13 protein-coding genes are annotated in these 15563 nt (G+C 44.6%); 7 read left to right on the top strand and 6 right to left on the bottom strand.

Translation table 11 applies throughout. The annotated features are described in order from the left end of the window. Window positions 1-381 precede the first annotated feature (381 nt). The 6 genes from M0C34_RS15395 (at window position 382) to M0C34_RS15370 (ending at window position 8260) form a co-directional block, all read left to right on the top strand. A complete protein-coding gene (locus M0C34_RS15395) occupies window positions 382-621 on the top strand; it encodes an HP1242/YdcH family protein (protein WP_248712566.1) in 240 nt (79 codons plus the stop codon). 332 nt (window positions 622-953) lie between these two features. Beyond that, a complete protein-coding gene (locus M0C34_RS15390; protein ID WP_248712565.1) occupies window positions 954-2480 on the top strand; it encodes a sensor domain-containing diguanylate cyclase in 1527 nt (508 codons plus the stop codon). 195 nt (window positions 2481-2675) lie between these two features. Beyond that, window positions 2676-3446 (top strand): ribonuclease H family protein, encoded by a 771-nt coding sequence (locus M0C34_RS15385; protein ID WP_248712564.1) that lies wholly within the window; start codon window positions 2676-2678, stop codon window positions 3444-3446. Window positions 3447-3449: 3 nt separating this feature from the next. Further along, complete coding sequence (locus tag M0C34_RS15380) at window positions 3450-3806, top strand: hypothetical protein (protein WP_248712563.1); 357 nt, start codon at window positions 3450-3452, stop codon at window positions 3804-3806. Window positions 3807-4260: 454 nt separating this feature from the next. After that, window positions 4261-6939: a nitrate reductase gene (locus M0C34_RS15375; protein ID WP_248712562.1), complete on the top strand. Its 2679-nt coding sequence runs from the start codon at window positions 4261-4263 to the stop codon at window positions 6937-6939. A 70-nt stretch (window positions 6940-7009) separates the two neighbouring features. Further along, window positions 7010-8260: an EAL domain-containing protein gene (locus M0C34_RS15370; RefSeq protein WP_248712561.1), complete on the top strand. Its 1251-nt coding sequence runs from the start codon at window positions 7010-7012 to the stop codon at window positions 8258-8260. A 54-nt stretch (window positions 8261-8314) separates the two neighbouring features. Here M0C34_RS15370 and glgC read toward each other — a convergent pair whose 3' ends face one another. The 6 genes from glgC to M0C34_RS15340 form a co-directional block, all read right to left on the bottom strand. Next, complete coding sequence (gene glgC, locus M0C34_RS15365) at window positions 8315-9568, bottom strand: glucose-1-phosphate adenylyltransferase (protein ID WP_256469281.1); 1254 nt, start codon at window positions 9566-9568, stop codon at window positions 8315-8317. A gap of 626 nt (window positions 9569-10194) precedes the next feature. After that, entirely contained in the window at window positions 10195-10650 is a 456-nt protein-coding gene (locus M0C34_RS15360; RefSeq protein ID WP_248712559.1) for a hypothetical protein, read from the bottom strand. A gap of 89 nt (window positions 10651-10739) precedes the next feature. Next, window positions 10740-11279 carry an acyl-CoA thioesterase gene (locus M0C34_RS15355; RefSeq protein WP_248712558.1) on the bottom strand — a complete coding sequence of 180 codons (540 nt, stop codon included), beginning with the start codon at window positions 11277-11279 and terminating at the stop codon, window positions 10740-10742. A 127-nt stretch (window positions 11280-11406) separates the two neighbouring features. Beyond that, the gene (locus M0C34_RS15350; RefSeq protein ID WP_248712557.1) at window positions 11407-11973 is read right to left on the bottom strand and encodes a NapC/NirT family cytochrome c; all 567 of its coding nucleotides are present in this window, start codon (window positions 11971-11973) and stop codon (window positions 11407-11409) included. 49 nt (window positions 11974-12022) lie between these two features. Next, a complete protein-coding gene (locus tag M0C34_RS15345; RefSeq protein ID WP_248712556.1) occupies window positions 12023-13492 on the bottom strand; it encodes a multiheme c-type cytochrome in 1470 nt (489 codons plus the stop codon). Between the two features lie 128 nt (window positions 13493-13620). Next, window positions 13621-14031, bottom strand: a complete 411-nt coding sequence (locus M0C34_RS15340; RefSeq protein WP_248712555.1) for an NUDIX hydrolase — start codon at window positions 14029-14031, stop codon at window positions 13621-13623. A 414-nt stretch (window positions 14032-14445) separates the two neighbouring features. Here M0C34_RS15340 and M0C34_RS15335 point away from each other — a divergent pair, with 414 nt between their 5' ends. Then, window positions 14446-15561 (top strand): phosphoserine transaminase, encoded by a 1116-nt coding sequence (locus M0C34_RS15335; protein WP_248712554.1) that lies wholly within the window; start codon window positions 14446-14448, stop codon window positions 15559-15561. The last annotated feature ends 2 nt before the right edge of the window (window positions 15562-15563 follow it).

The following is a 15563-nucleotide window of genomic DNA, read 5'->3' as shown; positions in this document are numbered from 1 at the left end:
TCTGCAAGGTACAGATTTAGTTGGCGCGCGTTACTGTACTGGGTATGGGTGGTTTTTCAAGGGCTCATAGCTAGGGCAAAGGCATCGGTTACTTTTTCTCTTTGGAGGCCTGCAAGTAAAGCTAAATACTGTACAGGGCTTTGTCCAAAAGTGAGGTAAAGGCGCTAAAGTGTTTTTTAGTGTCTAGCATTCACCCTGATTTTCATCTGCAGTCCAGCAGTATTAGCAAGATTGTCATAGGCCGCTCAACTTGCTTGCCATTAGCGTTATTAACCAATAAAAAGCGGTGTTTTTTCTACCTTTTGCTAACGTTAAATAGCAAACAGGTGGTAATAGCCACTTTACTATTGCTTATTGTAAGTTTAATTTGAAGGAGTTTTTATGTTAGGTGAAGATCATTCTTTAGCGAAAGAGTTTCCTGATTTACTCGATACCATTACCTCATTGGTAAAGCGCGACGAGGCTTTTGCTAAAGATACTAAACGCTACAATGCGTTAGATAAAGAAATCCGAGTATTGGAGTTAAATGGCGCACCAATCGATGATGAAGCTATGCATCAGCTCAAGCATGATCGCTCGGTATTGAAAGACTCTTTGTATCAACGTTTGAAAAAAGCCTAACTACTTTTCTAAGGCCTCGAATACGACCATCGATTGGGGGGCTGTTTCAGCTCAGCCTGATGGTTTGGTCGTGTTCGGCGTTAGCGATTATTTCTTTTGCAGGGGGGGGCTTTCTCAGTAGATTGGTTATTTGGTGAGTGATATATTATTTGCCAAGTTGAAGACTATCCCAGATAAGCTGCTGAGTGTTATTAAGTCACTCGGTGGGATCTTATTGTTGCAAAATTTGCCACCTCCCAAGTTTATGAGCAAGCCTTCGGTATCTATTCGCTTATAGTTCTACATTTAGCGGTGTATTAAATAAATGGAATTAACATGATAGTAAGATGTTTATGCTAGATAACCGAACGTTACTGGTGGTAACTGCTCTTATCTCCCTGGGGGCTGCCGTAGCATTGATCGCGCTATGGCGAGCACAGTCTCGTGCTAACGGGGCCGGCTTTTGGGCATTGGGAATGTCTTGTATTGCCGCCGGCAGTATCTTGATTTCCGGGCGCGGTAGCATTCCCGATTTTATTTCTTTGGTTATGGCCAATTCATTTTACGTACTGGGGTTTCTGCTGCTATTGCGCGGCTTACGTGTCTTTACTGGGCGACCTCCCATCGTGTTATTAGACTTTGGGCTTTTGCCATTGGTTGCAGCTCTGTTTTACTATTTTAATTACATTGAACCCAATCTAAATATTAGAATTGCAGTACTTTCAGCGGCCTTTGTTGTGATTTGCGCTGCGATAGTGTTTACCTTATTGCGTGAGAAAAATGTACCTTGGCGCTCTGCTGGGGTCGCCGTCGCCATTGTTTTTGCTTCATTTGGTATTATTCACGGCGGGCGGGGAATCGTTGCTTTGTTGTCCTCGCCAGGACAATCTTTTATGCATGCCAGTATGTCTTCCTCCATCGTGTTTCTTGGCGGTATCTTCATCATCGGTGGGATTGCAATAAGCTTAATATTGCTGACTTATGCGGTCCTTGAGTCTGAATTACGTATTTTTTCCCAAGCGGTAAAGCAATCCGCATCATCGATAATTATTACCGATAGTGACGGGGCTATAGACTACGTGAATCCTGCAGCAACAGAAAAATCCGGCTATCTTGCAAAAGAACTTATCGGCCAAAACCCGCGTATTTTGCAATCGGGTGAAATGGCTGCTGAAGACTACGCAGTGTTGTGGAGTTCCATCTCGGCGGGTGATACTTGGCGGGGAGAGTTTCATAACCGTAAAAAGAACGGCGAACTATTTTGGGAGATAGCCTCAATAGCACCGGTTACAACACGCAATGGTAAAATTAGCCATTTTGTGGCGGTGAAAGAAGATATTACGGCGCTAAAAGACGCAAAAAAACGCATTCATCACTTGGCTTATCATGACGCACTCACCGGTCTACCGACTCGCAAGCTGTCTATGGACCGTATGGAAAGCGCCTTAGCCCTCGCGCGCCGCAATAACACTATGGTGGCGGTGTTATTTGTTGACCTCGATGGGTTCAAAGCGGTTAACGATACACTTGGCCATGATGCTGGGGATCAGGTTTTAAAGATGACTACCGAACGCTTGTGTGCCTGCGTTCGAGAGGTTGATACGGTTGCACGCATCGGCGGAGATGAATTTTTGGTGATACTGAGTAGCGTTATTGAGCGTGATGCTATTGCTATTGTTACCGAAAGAATGATTCACGCCGTCGCTACCCCATTTACTATCGACTCGGTGGACGTGTGTATTAGTGCCAGCATTGGTATAGCCTTATACCCAGAGCATAGTGATAACCCTCAACAACTGGTTAAATTGGCTGACCGCGCGATGTACGCCATAAAACATCGCGGCAAAAACAATTATGCCTTCCTCGAAAGCAGTGCGTAGTGAGTGTGACTGGGGTGATGCCAAGTTGCTTTAGACTTCACCATCGATGATTGGCTGCTAGGTTAAAATAAGCAGGCTCAATTTGATTGAGCCTAGCGGCGCAACACTCAATAACTTGCCGCTTTAACTAACTTTCTCTTCATGATTAAGCGCCAGCTGGTTATATTAGCAAGCAAATATAAGAGAGAGTTCAGCATGGCTAAAAAGTACTACGTAGTTTGGCAAGGTCGTGAGACAGGCATTTTTACCGATTGGCCAACCTGTAAACGCCACATCGATAAGTTTGCGGGTGCACGTTATAAATCGTTTCCCACCTTAGCTGAGGCCGAAGCCGCTTTTGGTGGCAATGCGAGTAGCACGGTTAAAGCTGGAGCCACTGCCATTGCGCGTAAGCGCTCCTCTGGGCAAACTGTTAAGACCTATACGGCTGCAGAGGTAAATAAGTTAGCAGCGGAAGTGAAAATATTTACCGACGGTGGTTGTGAACCCAACCCTGGTAAAGCTGGGTCTGGCCTTGCGCTATATAGAGACAATCAAGTCGCTGAGTTATGGTATGGCTTGTATAACCCTAATGGCACCAATAATACCGCCGAGTTACATGCGCTAAATCAGGCGATGATTATGGCTGAAAAAGAGTTGGCTAAAGGCTTAAGAGTGGCTATTTTGTGTGACTCTAAATACTCGATTCAGTGTGTAACCCAGTGGGCCGCGGGTTGGAAGAAAAAGGGCTGGAAAAAGGCCAGTGGTGAGATTAAAAATCTTGAGTTGATTCAAGAAATGTTCGAGCGCTATGATGCACTCAAAGGCAAGCTGCAAGTATTGCATGTTAATGGCCACGTAGGGGTAGAGGGCAACGAACTTGCAGACCGAATGTCGATACATGCCATTGCAGAAAAGAACCCTGCATTTTGTGCTTATCCTCAACCTTTAGACCTTAAGGCTATCTTAGCTTTACGCGCGGGTTAGTGAATGAAAAATATCGATAAACAAGCCTCTGCTAGCGAGCAGCGATTAGTGAGCCTAACGGATATAGCCAACGTCGCGCATTTTCGAATTCAGCAAGATTTTGAAGATATAGACCCGGTCATTGGTATTAACCGTAGTATGCGTAAAAATGGTGTGCCAGCCGACTTAATGACGATAGATTGCCTGAAAACAGGCAAGCGCATTTTAGTGGTTTTACATGACCATAGTCCTGAGTTTATTTCTTACCAGTTTACCTTTAACCATCAAGATCCAGCCGGTGAGTTTAAAGAGATTTCTCAGGCTGGGGTTAATCAAGCAATACTTTACGACTGGATTAAGTGTTACTTCTCTGGGTCTTAAACTGAATGTGCGCCAAATAACTTACTCAGCCAGCATGGTGAATAATCACGCTGGCTTTTTTCATTCTCTCTGTGGATAAACAATCTTTTAGTCAATTTCCATAACACAAGGTTACAAGCTGGGGGGGGCTTTCGTTATCCCTCCCGAGTGGAGGTGTACGACCGACACGCTTATTTGCCGTAATAGCCCTGGTATTTGTTTTAATTACTGCGACTTTAGCCACACACATATCGGGGCTTTAGGTTCAAATTCGGGATCTGTTGCACCAACAGAGGGCGGCGTTGGGCTTGATGCTATATTGTAGCCTAAATTATGGGCTAAATAGTGGCTTTTTCTACTCCTTAAGTAATAGGTTTTTGCCCTGTTTTTATTGGTTCGTCTCTTGCTATGTACTCACTATAAATGCGGGCGAAATAGATCGACTCGCCTAGAAATTCGGTGAGGAGTATATAGCGTGTCTCAACAACAATCTCAGCAATGGATCAAAACCACCTGCCCCTATTGTGGTACCGGCTGTGGCGTAGAAGCTAAAGTAGCCAGTGATGGAAAAGTGACCGTAAGAGGCGATGCAGCGCATCCTGCCAATAGCGGCTTGTTGTGCTCAAAAGGCTCCGCGTTAGGTGAAACAGTGATTAAAGAAGGGCGCCTCCAACACGCTTATATTAAGGGCCACAAAGAGCCTTTAAACAAAGCCTTGAGCTTTGTTGCTGCAAGATTAAGCCACATCATTGCCGAACACGGTCCTGAGTCGGTGGCTTTCTATGTGTCAGGCCAACTGTTAACCGAAGACTATTATGTCGCTAATAAGCTGATCAAAGGCTTTATCGGCAGCTCAAATATCGATTCTAATTCACGCTTATGTATGTCTTCAGCGGTGGCTGGGCATAAGCGCGCCTTTGGTGAAGATGTTGTTCCGGGGAGTTACGACGATCTAGAACATGCTGAGCTAGTCACCCTTGTAGGCTCCAATTTAGCTTGGTGTCACCCGATTGTTTACCAACGCTTAAAGCGCGCCAAGGTGGCAAACCCTCATTTAAAAGTCGTGGTGATTGACCCTCGCCGCACCGACAGTTGCGACATCGCCGATTTACATTTGCCTCTGAACGGTGGCACTGACGTAGCTTTGTTTAATGGTTTACTTGCCTACTTAAGTGAGCATGGCAAGCTAAATACTGACTATATCAAACATTCAACTGAAGGCCTTGAAGCGGCGCTGCAGAGCGCGGTTGAAGACGCGGGTGATTTGCCCGCGTTAGCCCAAACCTGTGGTTTAGAGCCAGAAGCCTTAATACGGTTCTTCCAATTATTTGCCGATAATCAGCGTTGTGTCACTGTATTTAGCCAAGGGGTAAACCAAAGTAGCCAAGGTGTAGACAAGGTAAATGCGATTATTAACAATCACTTAGCTACTGGAAAGATCGGCAGGTTAGGCGCTAGCGCATTTTCTATTACCGGTCAGCCTAACGCTATGGGAGGGCGTGAAGTGGGTGCCTTGTCTAATTTGTTGGCAGGGCATCTAGACTATGTTCCGGAGCATTTAGCGGCATTGTCACAGTTTTGGCAAACCGAGCAGCTAAGCCAAAAGCCAGGGTATAAGGCGGTGGAGCTATTTGAAAAAATTGGCAGTGGTGAGATAAAAGCGGTGTGGATCATGGGGACTAACCCAGCGGTAAGTTTGCCCGAATCTGCCAAAGTGAGAGAAGCATTATTGGCATGTCCCTTGGTGGTTGTGTCAGATTGTATTGCTGAAACCGATACAACGCGTTACGCCGACGTATTGTTACCCGCAGCAGCTTGGGGAGAGCGCGATGGTACGGTAACTAACTCTGAACGGATGATCTCGCGCCAGCGAGCGTTTGTAAGTGCCGAAGGTGATACCAAGCCTGATTGGTATCTGCTGAGCCAAGTGGCAAAAAACATGGGTTTCGCCAGCGCATTTGATTATCAAAGTTCTGCTGACATATTTAGTGAGCATGCTGCGTTATCGGGCTTACTCAGTGACACCGGGGAGCGCCTTTTTAACATTAGCGGTTTAAGTGGTAAAGACCAGCAAGGTTTTGATCAATTGAGCCCGCAGCGCTGGCCAATTGCTTTGGAGACGAACACTGATAACAAAAGCTTATTTAGTGAGGGGCGTTTTTCTACTGCTTCTGGTAAAGCCCAGCTGATTGCCGTTACAAATCAATCGTTACAGCCGCCTAGCCAAGCCTTTCCCTTAGTACTGAATACCGGCCGTGTGCGCGACCAATGGCATACAATGACTCGAACCGGCTTGGCGCCGCAGTTAAGTAGCCATACTTCAGAACCCTTATTAGAGATCCATCCACAAGACGCGGCCAATCAAGGGCTATGTGATGGTGAGGTGGTAACTGTAAATAGCCAAGTAGGCGAGCTAAAAGTTCGCTTAAGTATTAGTGAGGGGCAAAAAGTGGGTTACCTATTTATGCCTATTCACTGGAATACGCAGTACTCCAGTGATGGACTGGTAAGTAACCTTGTGGCTAGTTCAGTAGACCCTATCTCCGGGCAACCCGAGAGCAAGTATACCCCGGTAAAAATCAGCGCTTGGGAATATGCCAGCGAAGCGGTATTGCTGACGGCTAACGCCTTATCCACTCAACAATGCCAAGCGTTACCGGTTGATTATTGGGTGAAACAAGGTTTGGGTGACGGCTATTTGTACCGCATTGCCGACACGTCTGAACCAGCAATGTTGGCCAGTAAATTAAAAGCATTCTTGTTATCGCAAGCCAAGTTACAAAGTTTGGATTTTGCCGATCAGGTTAAGCAGCATTATCGTTCTGCGCTAGTGGTGGAAGGGGAGTTGTTTTCTAGCTTTACGGCAGCAGCAAAAGGTCAGCTGGATTCTAGCTCTTGGTTAGAGTCTCTGTTGCAGCAGCCTATGTCGGACAATATTCGTCGAGGTGTATTGGCGGGAACGAGCCCAGCTCCCGATTTGGGTAAGATCGTATGTTCTTGCCATCAGGTTCGTCAACAAACCATCAGCGAGGTGATTGCTGAGCATGACTGCGACAGCGCAGAGCAAGTAGGCCGCCACTGTAAAGCGGGCACAAATTGTGGGTCATGTGTTCCTGAAATTAAGCGCATGATTAAAACGGTTAGCATTGAGTAGTTAATTACTCAATGCTTGGCGCGCTTTGTGCTTATTATTCACCTTTCGTTGATTAACTGCAGTGAACATAATGGGTTTTGATAAACAACATCATAAAGTTGTTAGTATTGAGTCGGCAATTAATCTCGCTAATCAACCAACTTTAGAGCCACTCAATTACTTTCCGCATTTTCAGCCCATCGTTTTTTTGCCTTCAGGGCAAATAGCGGGTTATGAAGCGCTAGCAAGAACCCATCAGCAACATAGCAAGGTAGTGAGTGCTGGCGAGCTGTTTTCTAACCATCGTTATTCGCTCAGTGAGCGACGCAACATTGACCGTGTTGTTCGTAAACAAGCCTTGGAGCAGTTTGCCGCGGCTGAGCAGGATGGCTTTCTCACGCTCAATATTGTGCCTGATTGGGTGGATATGTTGAGCAGCAAAATATGCACTCCAACCATAGCCATGATTGACGAAATTGGTATTGATCCCGCCAAGGTGGTGATAGAAATTACTGAGGCGAGCGGTAATATTGATAACCTACAGCGCGTGGTTAAAGCCTATCATCAGGCTGGCTTGAAAGTGGCGATTGATGACTTTGGTGCGGGCGCTTCGCAACTGGACAGAATTATTGCTTTAGAGCCTGATATTATTAAATTGGACATGCGTTTATTTAAAAATGCTACCAAAGGAGGCTTACCGGCAGATGTGGTGTTATCTGTTGCAGAGTTGGTGCAGCGGGTGGGCTGCGAACTGATTTGCGAGGGCGTAGAAACAGAGCAAGAGTTTCATTTTGGGGTAGAGTGTGGCGCGAGATATATGCAGGGCTGGTTATTTCATAAAGCCGAGGAACGTTTTTTACCTGCTCAAGATAGCCAAGCTAAGGTAAAGCAGTTGCTTGCTAGTTATTTGCAACGTAAAAGTCATCGAACCCTAGAGACGGTAAAACACAATGTTAACGTAAAAACGAGCGTGTTGGCCTTAAAACATTTAATTCAAAATGTTCAATCGGTGGCCAGTTTAGCTGCACAATTGGTCAATGTCGGTATCTTGAGATATTTCCTTTGTAAAATAGACGGCACCCAAGTATCGCCAAATTTTGATGTGACCGAGCAAGGCATTATTGAAGATAACCAATTTGTGGGTGCAAATTGGAGTTTTCGACCATATTTCCATGCGCTAATTGCGTTAGATTCAGTGAAACCACAACAGCTAATTTTGTCGAAAATCTATCGTGATTCAAGTAGTAAAGAAATGTGTAAAACCTTCAGTACCTACATAAGTAAAGACGTGGTGCTGTTGGTGGACTGCAAGGTGAAAGATGACACGCTATTTGTTGATTGAAAGGTCTTTAGAAAGTGAGAGCTAGCAAGCAGAGTGCTTGCTAGCGTTAATCATTTAGTCAAACATCTCACAAGAAATTAACGTGACGCCACCTTTTGAGACGGTAAAGCGACGACGATCTTCCTCTTCATCGAATCCAATTATAGTACCATCGGGCACAACACAATCTTCAGCGATAATGGCGCGTTTTATCTTACAGTTTTTGCCAACCACTGCGCCGTTAAGGGCTATTACTTCATCTAATTCTGAATGGTCTTCAATTCTAACGTCCAGCGATAGCAGTGAGCGGTTGACTCGGGCTCCAGATACTACTGCGCCAGCAGATAATACGGAATCTGTAGCATAGCCGCGGCGGTCATCGTCATTAAAAACAAATTTGGCCCCGGGACGTTGTTTTTGATCGGTAATGATCGGCCATTCTCGGTCGTATAAATCCAACTCGGGATTAGGGTCTACCAAATCCATGTTTGCCGCGAAGTACTCGTCAATGTCACCTACATCGCGCCAGTAGGCATTGCGGCCAGGGTGACCTTGATCCGCAAATACATAGCCGTAAACTTTGCGGTCTTTTAACATACTAGGGATAACATTGTGACCAAAGTCATGTGAGTAGCCCGGTTGTAATAGACCTTCGCGCAACACTTTATCAAGAATATCGATGTTGAAAATATAGATGCCCATAGAGACTAAGGCTAGCTCTGGGTTGTTAGGGTCAGATTTTGGATGCTCCGGTTTTTCTTCAAAATCTACTATTTTTCCTTCAGGGTCTAAACCCATTACCCCAAATGATGAAGCTTGAGAAAGCGGTTTGCGGATACAGGCAACGGTAACATCTGCGTCGTTTTCTGCATGGAAGTTGATCATCCGTGAGTAATCCATCTTGTAGATATGGTCACCCCCGAGAATTAGCACTCGGTCAGTGCTGTCGTTGTTAATGATGTCTAGGTTTTGGTAAACAGCATCGGCAGTGCCTCGGTACCAGTTTTCGCCAGTACGCTGTTGTGCAGGAATGATTGATACTCGTTCATTGAGGGCAGGATTAAGAATTTGCCAGCCTGACTGAAGGTGCATAATTAAGTCATGGGCCATGTATTGGGTTAGCACCCCAATGTTACGCACCCCAGAATTGATACAGTTTGATAAAGTAAAATCAATGATTCGGTATTTACCACCAAAAGATACGGCGGGTTTAGCCACTTTGTTAGTGAGTTCTTTAAGGCGAGTGCCTTTGCCACCGGCTAGCACTAGCCCAACTGTACGTCTCACTAATCTGTTACTAGAAACATGGGAATAGCGGTTTTCTGACATTTCGAATACTTCCTCATAGGCGAAAATAGAGTTTTCATGATAACGTTTTCAGGCTTAGATTATTAGCTACTCATTACAGTTTTGCTTTATTTAAGTCGATAATTTTATCAAAAAAAAGTATTTTTTATCAAATGGTGATCTTTGGCTTGTTTTTAAAATTATGGCGCAGTGTGGTTCTACCACTTAATTAATTATTTTTGGAGTTGTAATAAATATAAATTAATTAACATTAAAATAACTATTATATCAATTGTAGGTTTTGTGCTTGTGTAATTCATTGTAATCTTGGGAAAACACCAGAGGACCCATTGTTATATTTGTTCTTTCATAATACTTATTTGGCTCGGCTATAAATACTATTCGAAAAGGTGGGCTTGTTCAGCGTTAAATTGCATTAACCCCACATTAAATTGATCTCTTAGCGTCTTATGGTGAAACCCTAAGACTCGAGGCGAAGGTGGAAGTACGTCATGAAATGTCACTTGAGGCCTTATCGTGCCTTGAGGCCATGCCGTTTGGTTTAGATAATGAAATGTACGCTTGCCCGTAATGATGACATCAAGCTGGCTCCGGTTTAATCGCATTAGCGGTGCAAGTTGGTTTGCTACCTCAGTATCAGCATCATTCTAGGCTGCGACTTTAGCCTGCACATTGCCAAGAAACGTTTTGGTATTTTGACATCCCATAAGCTTAAATTGACTGAGAGCGCTGATGTTGTCTATTGCTAATTGTCTATTATTAACGCTGATGGCGATGTTTTGATAAAAAATAACCGGCTCAGATAAGTAAGCGTGCTCACCATTATTAGGCGAACTAACGATGGCATCAACAGCACTTAGTATTATCATTCTCTCTACACGACACTTTGAGTTTATAAGTTCATTGATTTTATAACTATAATTTTCAATTGCTTGCTGAATAATATCTAGTTGAATACCCGATACAGAACTTTTTATTATGAAGGTAGGTGTGGATTGACTGGTCGCTAAAGTGACGCCTTTAGCGACAGCTGAGCTTGGATAACTGGTGCTGACTATTTGCAGTATACTTAAAGGGCATCTAATAAATAATAATGGGCTCATAGTGAGTTGATAAGTTAAGCTTACTCGCAAGCATGGCAGCTAAGCTTAACTTTTCATTATGCGTTTGTACCGCGGTAAAAACAGCGTACCTATATGGGGGCAGACTCTTCTTTTTTAGTCGATAGTAACTGCTTCCAATGAATCACTCGCATCGGCAGTTCTGGAGAGGGTTTATGGTAATCAACGAGTGAAAGTAGATTTGTCATAGCGACTGGTTTTTTGTTTTTGATAAATACTCCTCGCACTAAAATACTGGCATACAGCGTACCGTGACCGATAAAGCGATGCTCAAAATACCAATACTTTTCATCCCAACCCAGTAATTTACTGTGTAACTCAATTTTGCTCATCGGCTTGATAGGTCGTATATACGTTACTGATTGCGCATTAACTACGCCTAACCAGCGTTTTTCAAACGCTACTGCGCCAAGCTTGGTTTTTAACATCATGTCGATCCGTCCTAAATCACCAAAACTAAAGTAGCGGGAGTTGGTGAGGTGCATATTGGCATCGCAGTCTAGAGGCAACGCTCGCAGTGTAATAAGGAAGTCATCGGTGGGATCTTGATGAGTTTTGCTGCCAAACCAATGGCGGATAAACATGCTTAATAGCCGGAAATAATGATTCATAATGGTCTTAGAAGAGGGTTTACATTTATTTAACATGTGTGGTCGGATGAGTAAAGCGGCAAGTTAAAAAAATGCCTTCTTAGCACGTCGCTGAGAAGGCATTATCCGAGCGCAATGGCGGGTAAATTCACTCTATTACAATGCGCTTATGAGTGAGACCTTGATGGCAATCTATACATGTTTCCCCGCGTTCCGCGATCTGTTGATGGTTTAGGCGGGCTCGTTGTGGTTGCTTAGTTAAATCGAAATTATCTCCCTGATGGCAATAACGGCAATTAGCCGAATCATTGGCTTGCATGTCGTGCCAAACGGTTTCAGCCAAAGCCGGACGGTGTTGTTCAAAATTTTCTTTAGTGATGGTGCCAAGCATCATGTAGTAAATATCTGCCGTAGCCGCAATTTTTACTTTTAACATTTCAAAGTACGGGTGGGGGACATGGCAGTCTGCACAGGTGGCGGCAATATTACTTCCGTCTCCATAGTGGCTTGACGCCTTGTACTCTTGAACAATGGTATCCATTTTTAGGTGGCAGCTAAAACAAAACTCGTTGGTACTCGATAGCACTAAGCTACCTTGCACCGTAGCTAAACCCAGCACCAGAATAAACACGCCAATCGGGATCCCAATGATGAGCGGCTTTTTAAGCCAAGCCCAAAGCCGTTGCCACCGAGTTGCCTGCTGTTTATTTGTCATATCAGCATCCTCTTAAAAAAGGTGGGAGCATCGATGCTCCCCCTAGTGGCTATTTGCTTTCGCTTAAGTAGCGAGCTTTAAAGGAGGCTTGCGCTTCTTTGCGGGCTTTCTTCACCTCTTCTGGCTCATTGCCGCTAAACCAAGCATGTTCTGGTCGCTCGAGTATTTCTGCCAATATTGCACGGGCTTTTTCAGCACCTTCGGTATTGCCTGCGTGTTCAGCTTTTTCTACTACTTCTAAGAACTGAGGCACTAATTCAATATAGAAGCGCTCTGCGACTTCGAACATACCATGCCACTGCACGTAGTCTGGCGCTTGCATCGCTGCACCGTGGCGAGCACGACGACCTTCATGGTGCCATAAGTAGAACCAAGTCCATTCTATCTCTTCATCGAAGGCGGTTTCGGTCAGCATTTTCTCACTCTTCAACACATCCATTAGGTCTTTACCTGGACGAGCAAACTTCTCATTGTATAAGTTAACTAAAGAGTCGAACTGCTGATAGAAGTTATCGATCATTGATTTAGTATGACAAGATTCACATACGTTCATCATATCGGCGCGACGAGCTTCCCAAGATTTCACTTCTTTGCCTTGGGCTTTCGCTTTTGCATCAATTTTTTCAGAAATTGCCGGGCGTAATGTCCAAGATATCCGGTCGCCTACATCGTGACTAACGGGAAGTTCGCGAGTGGCCGACATATGGCACGTGGCACAAGTAGGGGCCGCATCATAATCTTCACCAACAATCCATTTAGCGGAGTCTAAGTTCATACGGTTCACATTAGCGTAGAAGTTAATGCCGTGTTTTGACTCTTCATAGATTTCTTTTTGTGGATGGTCTGGGCCTAAGTGACACTTACCACAAGCTTCTGGTCGGCGAGCTTGTTCCATGGAGAACTCGTGGCGTTGGTGACACGCGGTACATGCGCCTAACGATCCATCTGGGTTGATCCTACCAATACCGGTATTAGGCCAAGTGGTTGGGTCCAAATCTCCATTTTCTAATACTTTTACTTCTGAACCATGACACTGCCAACAGCCATTTACTGCAGCAGGTGATTGACCATTAAAGGTAAGGGCGCCTTCTACGACTTCTGCAAGAAAGTTGTCTAAAGAACCGATGATTTGGGCCGCTTTAGCATGGTGGCTTTTAGCAAACTCATCAACTTCTTGGGTGTGGCAACTAGAGCAATCTTTAGGGGAGACTATCACCGCAATCGTGTGGCCTTCGTGGGTGATTGCGTCTTTGTCTTCGGGATTGGCTTGGTGGCATTCGTAACAACCTACGTTGGCTCCGTAGTGTTTAGAACGTCCCCATTGGGCGTAAATAGACGGGTTTTTGTCTTTATGGCAGCCTGCACACTCAGCGCTTTCTTGGCTAAGTTGTTTAAAGGGTTTTAACACCAAAGCTTTAGGTTCGGCATTACTGCTAAATGACAACACCAAACACAAGGCTGCTGCCATAGTGAGGATGGCGGTAATAATACGACTCGAACGACGGGGATGATGATCCATATTTGTACCCTCGGTTGCTTCCTGCTAGAAGTTCTTGTTGTTTGCTTTTTGAGCAAATTAACCATAGTAAAGTTATGGTTAAAAGGTGACGATCTAAATCAATTTAATGTGAATGATTTGTAAACTATTTAGCGGGGTAATTTGACGAGGTCTTTAAGCGCTTGATTTACTGAAGTAAATGCGATTGTCTCAAAAGGAAGGTTTTTTAAAGAATGCCACTGGTAAGCAGCCACGTCATCTTGGGCCTGCAATAACGGTTTACGGTTTAGCGTGCAGATAAAGAAGCAATCACAAGTATGGTAAAGCACATCGTTATAGCGATATTGATTTGCATAGGAGCCGAAGTAGCGGATCTGTTGGTTATCGAGGGTCAAACCTAACTCTTCATGTAACTCTCTGTGTAAACCTTGCTCTAAGCTCTCACCATACTCAATAAAGCCGCCTGGTAGATCCCAGCATCCTTTTCTTGGCTTAATAGCTCGTTCAACCAGTAGCAATTGTTGGTCGCAAATGACTAAGGCACCGGCGGTTGAAGCCATATTATGAAAATAGCTAAATTTACATTGTTGGCAGGCCCATTGTTTAATATCGACTTGCTTTAAGCTAGCTTGGGCGCATTGGGGACAATAACGAAAAGAAGACAGGGTAAACTCACAGCTATGGTCTGTTTATATCACCTAATATTAACGCGCTTTAGCTACAGGCGAAAGTACCCGGTCATCGCTTTAGTTTGAAATGAGGTGGTTTGGCTTATTTCCAGTTATAAGCACGGTTTTAGCTGTTTTTTGTGATGTTTATGTCTCAGTCTTTGTTTATTTTACGTTGATAATATTGAAGTTTTTTCTGAAGTGTAAAGTTGGTGCTAGGTCATTTTATAGGCAGGGACTCTGGCTTATACTGCCTTCAACTTAGTTTCTAATTTGCCTAATGGCACTCACCTACAAGGATAGTCAATGAAACCGCAGTTAAAACCCAATTGCCCAAATTTTTCTTCCGGGCCTTGTGCTAAAAGACCGGGTTATCAACTTAGCCAACTTAATATTGAGGCTTTGGGACGTTCACACCGCAGTAAAATTGGAAAGGCGCAATTAGCTGAAGCCATTGAGTTAACACATAAACTACTCGATCTCCCCGAAGGTTATCGAGTTGGTATTGTGCCAGGCTCAGATACCGGGGCAATGGAAATGGTGATGTGGTCACTATTAGGGCCAAAAGCGGTAGATATTTTTTCTTGGGAGTCGTTTGGCAAGGGCTGGTTTACCGATGTGACTAAGCAGCTTAAGTTGGAACAGGTTAATCACTACAGTAGTGATTACGGTTTGTTACCTGATATGACTCAAGCTAAGCCTGAAAATGACTGTATTTTCACTTGGAACGGCACCACATCAGGTGTGGCTGTTCCCAATGGCGATTGGATTGATCCGCAGCGCAGCGGCTTAACCATTTGTGATGCTACCTCTGCAGTATTTGCCATGGCTTTACCATGGGAGAAACTGGATGTTGTTACTTATAGCTGGCAAAAAGCCTTAGGCGGAGAAGGCGCTCACGGTGTGATCATTCTTAGCCCTCGTGCAGTGCAACGATTAGAGAGTTATCAGCCAAGTTGGCCAATGCCTAAAGTATTTAGATTAACCCAAGGAGGGAAACTCATTGAAGGTATATTCAAAGGCGAAACGATTAACACGCCGTCGATGTTATGTGTGGCGGACTATGTTGACGCCCTCCAATGGGTTGAATCGTTGGGAGGAGTCTCGGCAAGCATCAGCAAGTCTCAACAAAACCTCGAAGTCATAAAGCAGTTTGTCGATGATAACTCGTGGATTAGCTTTTTAGCTCAACAGTCTGACACCTTATCAAATACCAGTGTTTGCCTCACGTTGGATGCCAGCGTCGAACAGGTAAAAGCCATTATTGCCTTGCTTGACCAAGAGCAGGTCGCTTTTGATATTGGCGCCTATAGAGACGCGCCTGCTGGTTTGCGCATTTGGTGCGGGGCAACCGTTGAACAAGAAGATTTAAGCCGATTTATGCCATGGCTTGCGTGGGCTTATCGTCAGGTGTGTTTATAAAT

Origin of the sequence: Agarivorans sp. TSD2052, assembly GCF_023238625.1 — a bacterium.
In the GTDB taxonomy this organism is placed as follows: domain Bacteria; phylum Pseudomonadota; class Gammaproteobacteria; order Enterobacterales; family Celerinatantimonadaceae; genus Agarivorans.
The sequence above is the reverse complement of the archived record's forward strand: the minus strand, read 5'-3'. Positions and strand labels throughout refer to the sequence as shown.

Excerpts from the sequence above, each read along its gene's own strand:
- M0C34_RS15395 (WP_248712566.1), top strand. The coding sequence starts at position 382 with ATGTTAGGTGAAGATCATTCTTTAGCGAAAGAGTTTCCTGATTTACTC.
- M0C34_RS15390 (WP_248712565.1), top strand. The coding sequence starts at position 954 with ATGCTAGATAACCGAACGTTACTGGTGGTAACTGCTCTTATCTCCCTG.
- M0C34_RS15385 (WP_248712564.1), top strand. The coding sequence starts at position 2,676 with ATGGCTAAAAAGTACTACGTAGTTTGGCAAGGTCGTGAGACAGGCATT.
- M0C34_RS15380 (WP_248712563.1), top strand. The coding sequence starts at position 3,450 with ATGAAAAATATCGATAAACAAGCCTCTGCTAGCGAGCAGCGATTAGTG.
- M0C34_RS15370 (WP_248712561.1), top strand. The coding sequence starts at position 7,010 with ATGGGTTTTGATAAACAACATCATAAAGTTGTTAGTATTGAGTCGGCA.
- glgC (WP_256469281.1), bottom strand. The coding sequence starts at position 9,568 with ATGTCAGAAAACCGCTATTCCCATGTTTCTAGTAACAGATTAGTGAGA.
- M0C34_RS15360 (WP_248712559.1), bottom strand. The coding sequence starts at position 10,650 with ATGAGCCCATTATTATTTATTAGATGCCCTTTAAGTATACTGCAAATA.
- M0C34_RS15355 (WP_248712558.1), bottom strand. The coding sequence starts at position 11,279 with ATGAATCATTATTTCCGGCTATTAAGCATGTTTATCCGCCATTGGTTT.
- M0C34_RS15350 (WP_248712557.1), bottom strand. The coding sequence starts at position 11,973 with ATGACAAATAAACAGCAGGCAACTCGGTGGCAACGGCTTTGGGCTTGG.
- M0C34_RS15345 (WP_248712556.1), bottom strand. The coding sequence starts at position 13,492 with ATGGATCATCATCCCCGTCGTTCGAGTCGTATTATTACCGCCATCCTC.
- M0C34_RS15340 (WP_248712555.1), bottom strand. The coding sequence starts at position 14,031 with ATGGCTTCAACCGCCGGTGCCTTAGTCATTTGCGACCAACAATTGCTA.
- M0C34_RS15335 (WP_248712554.1), top strand. The coding sequence starts at position 14,446 with ATGAAACCGCAGTTAAAACCCAATTGCCCAAATTTTTCTTCCGGGCCT.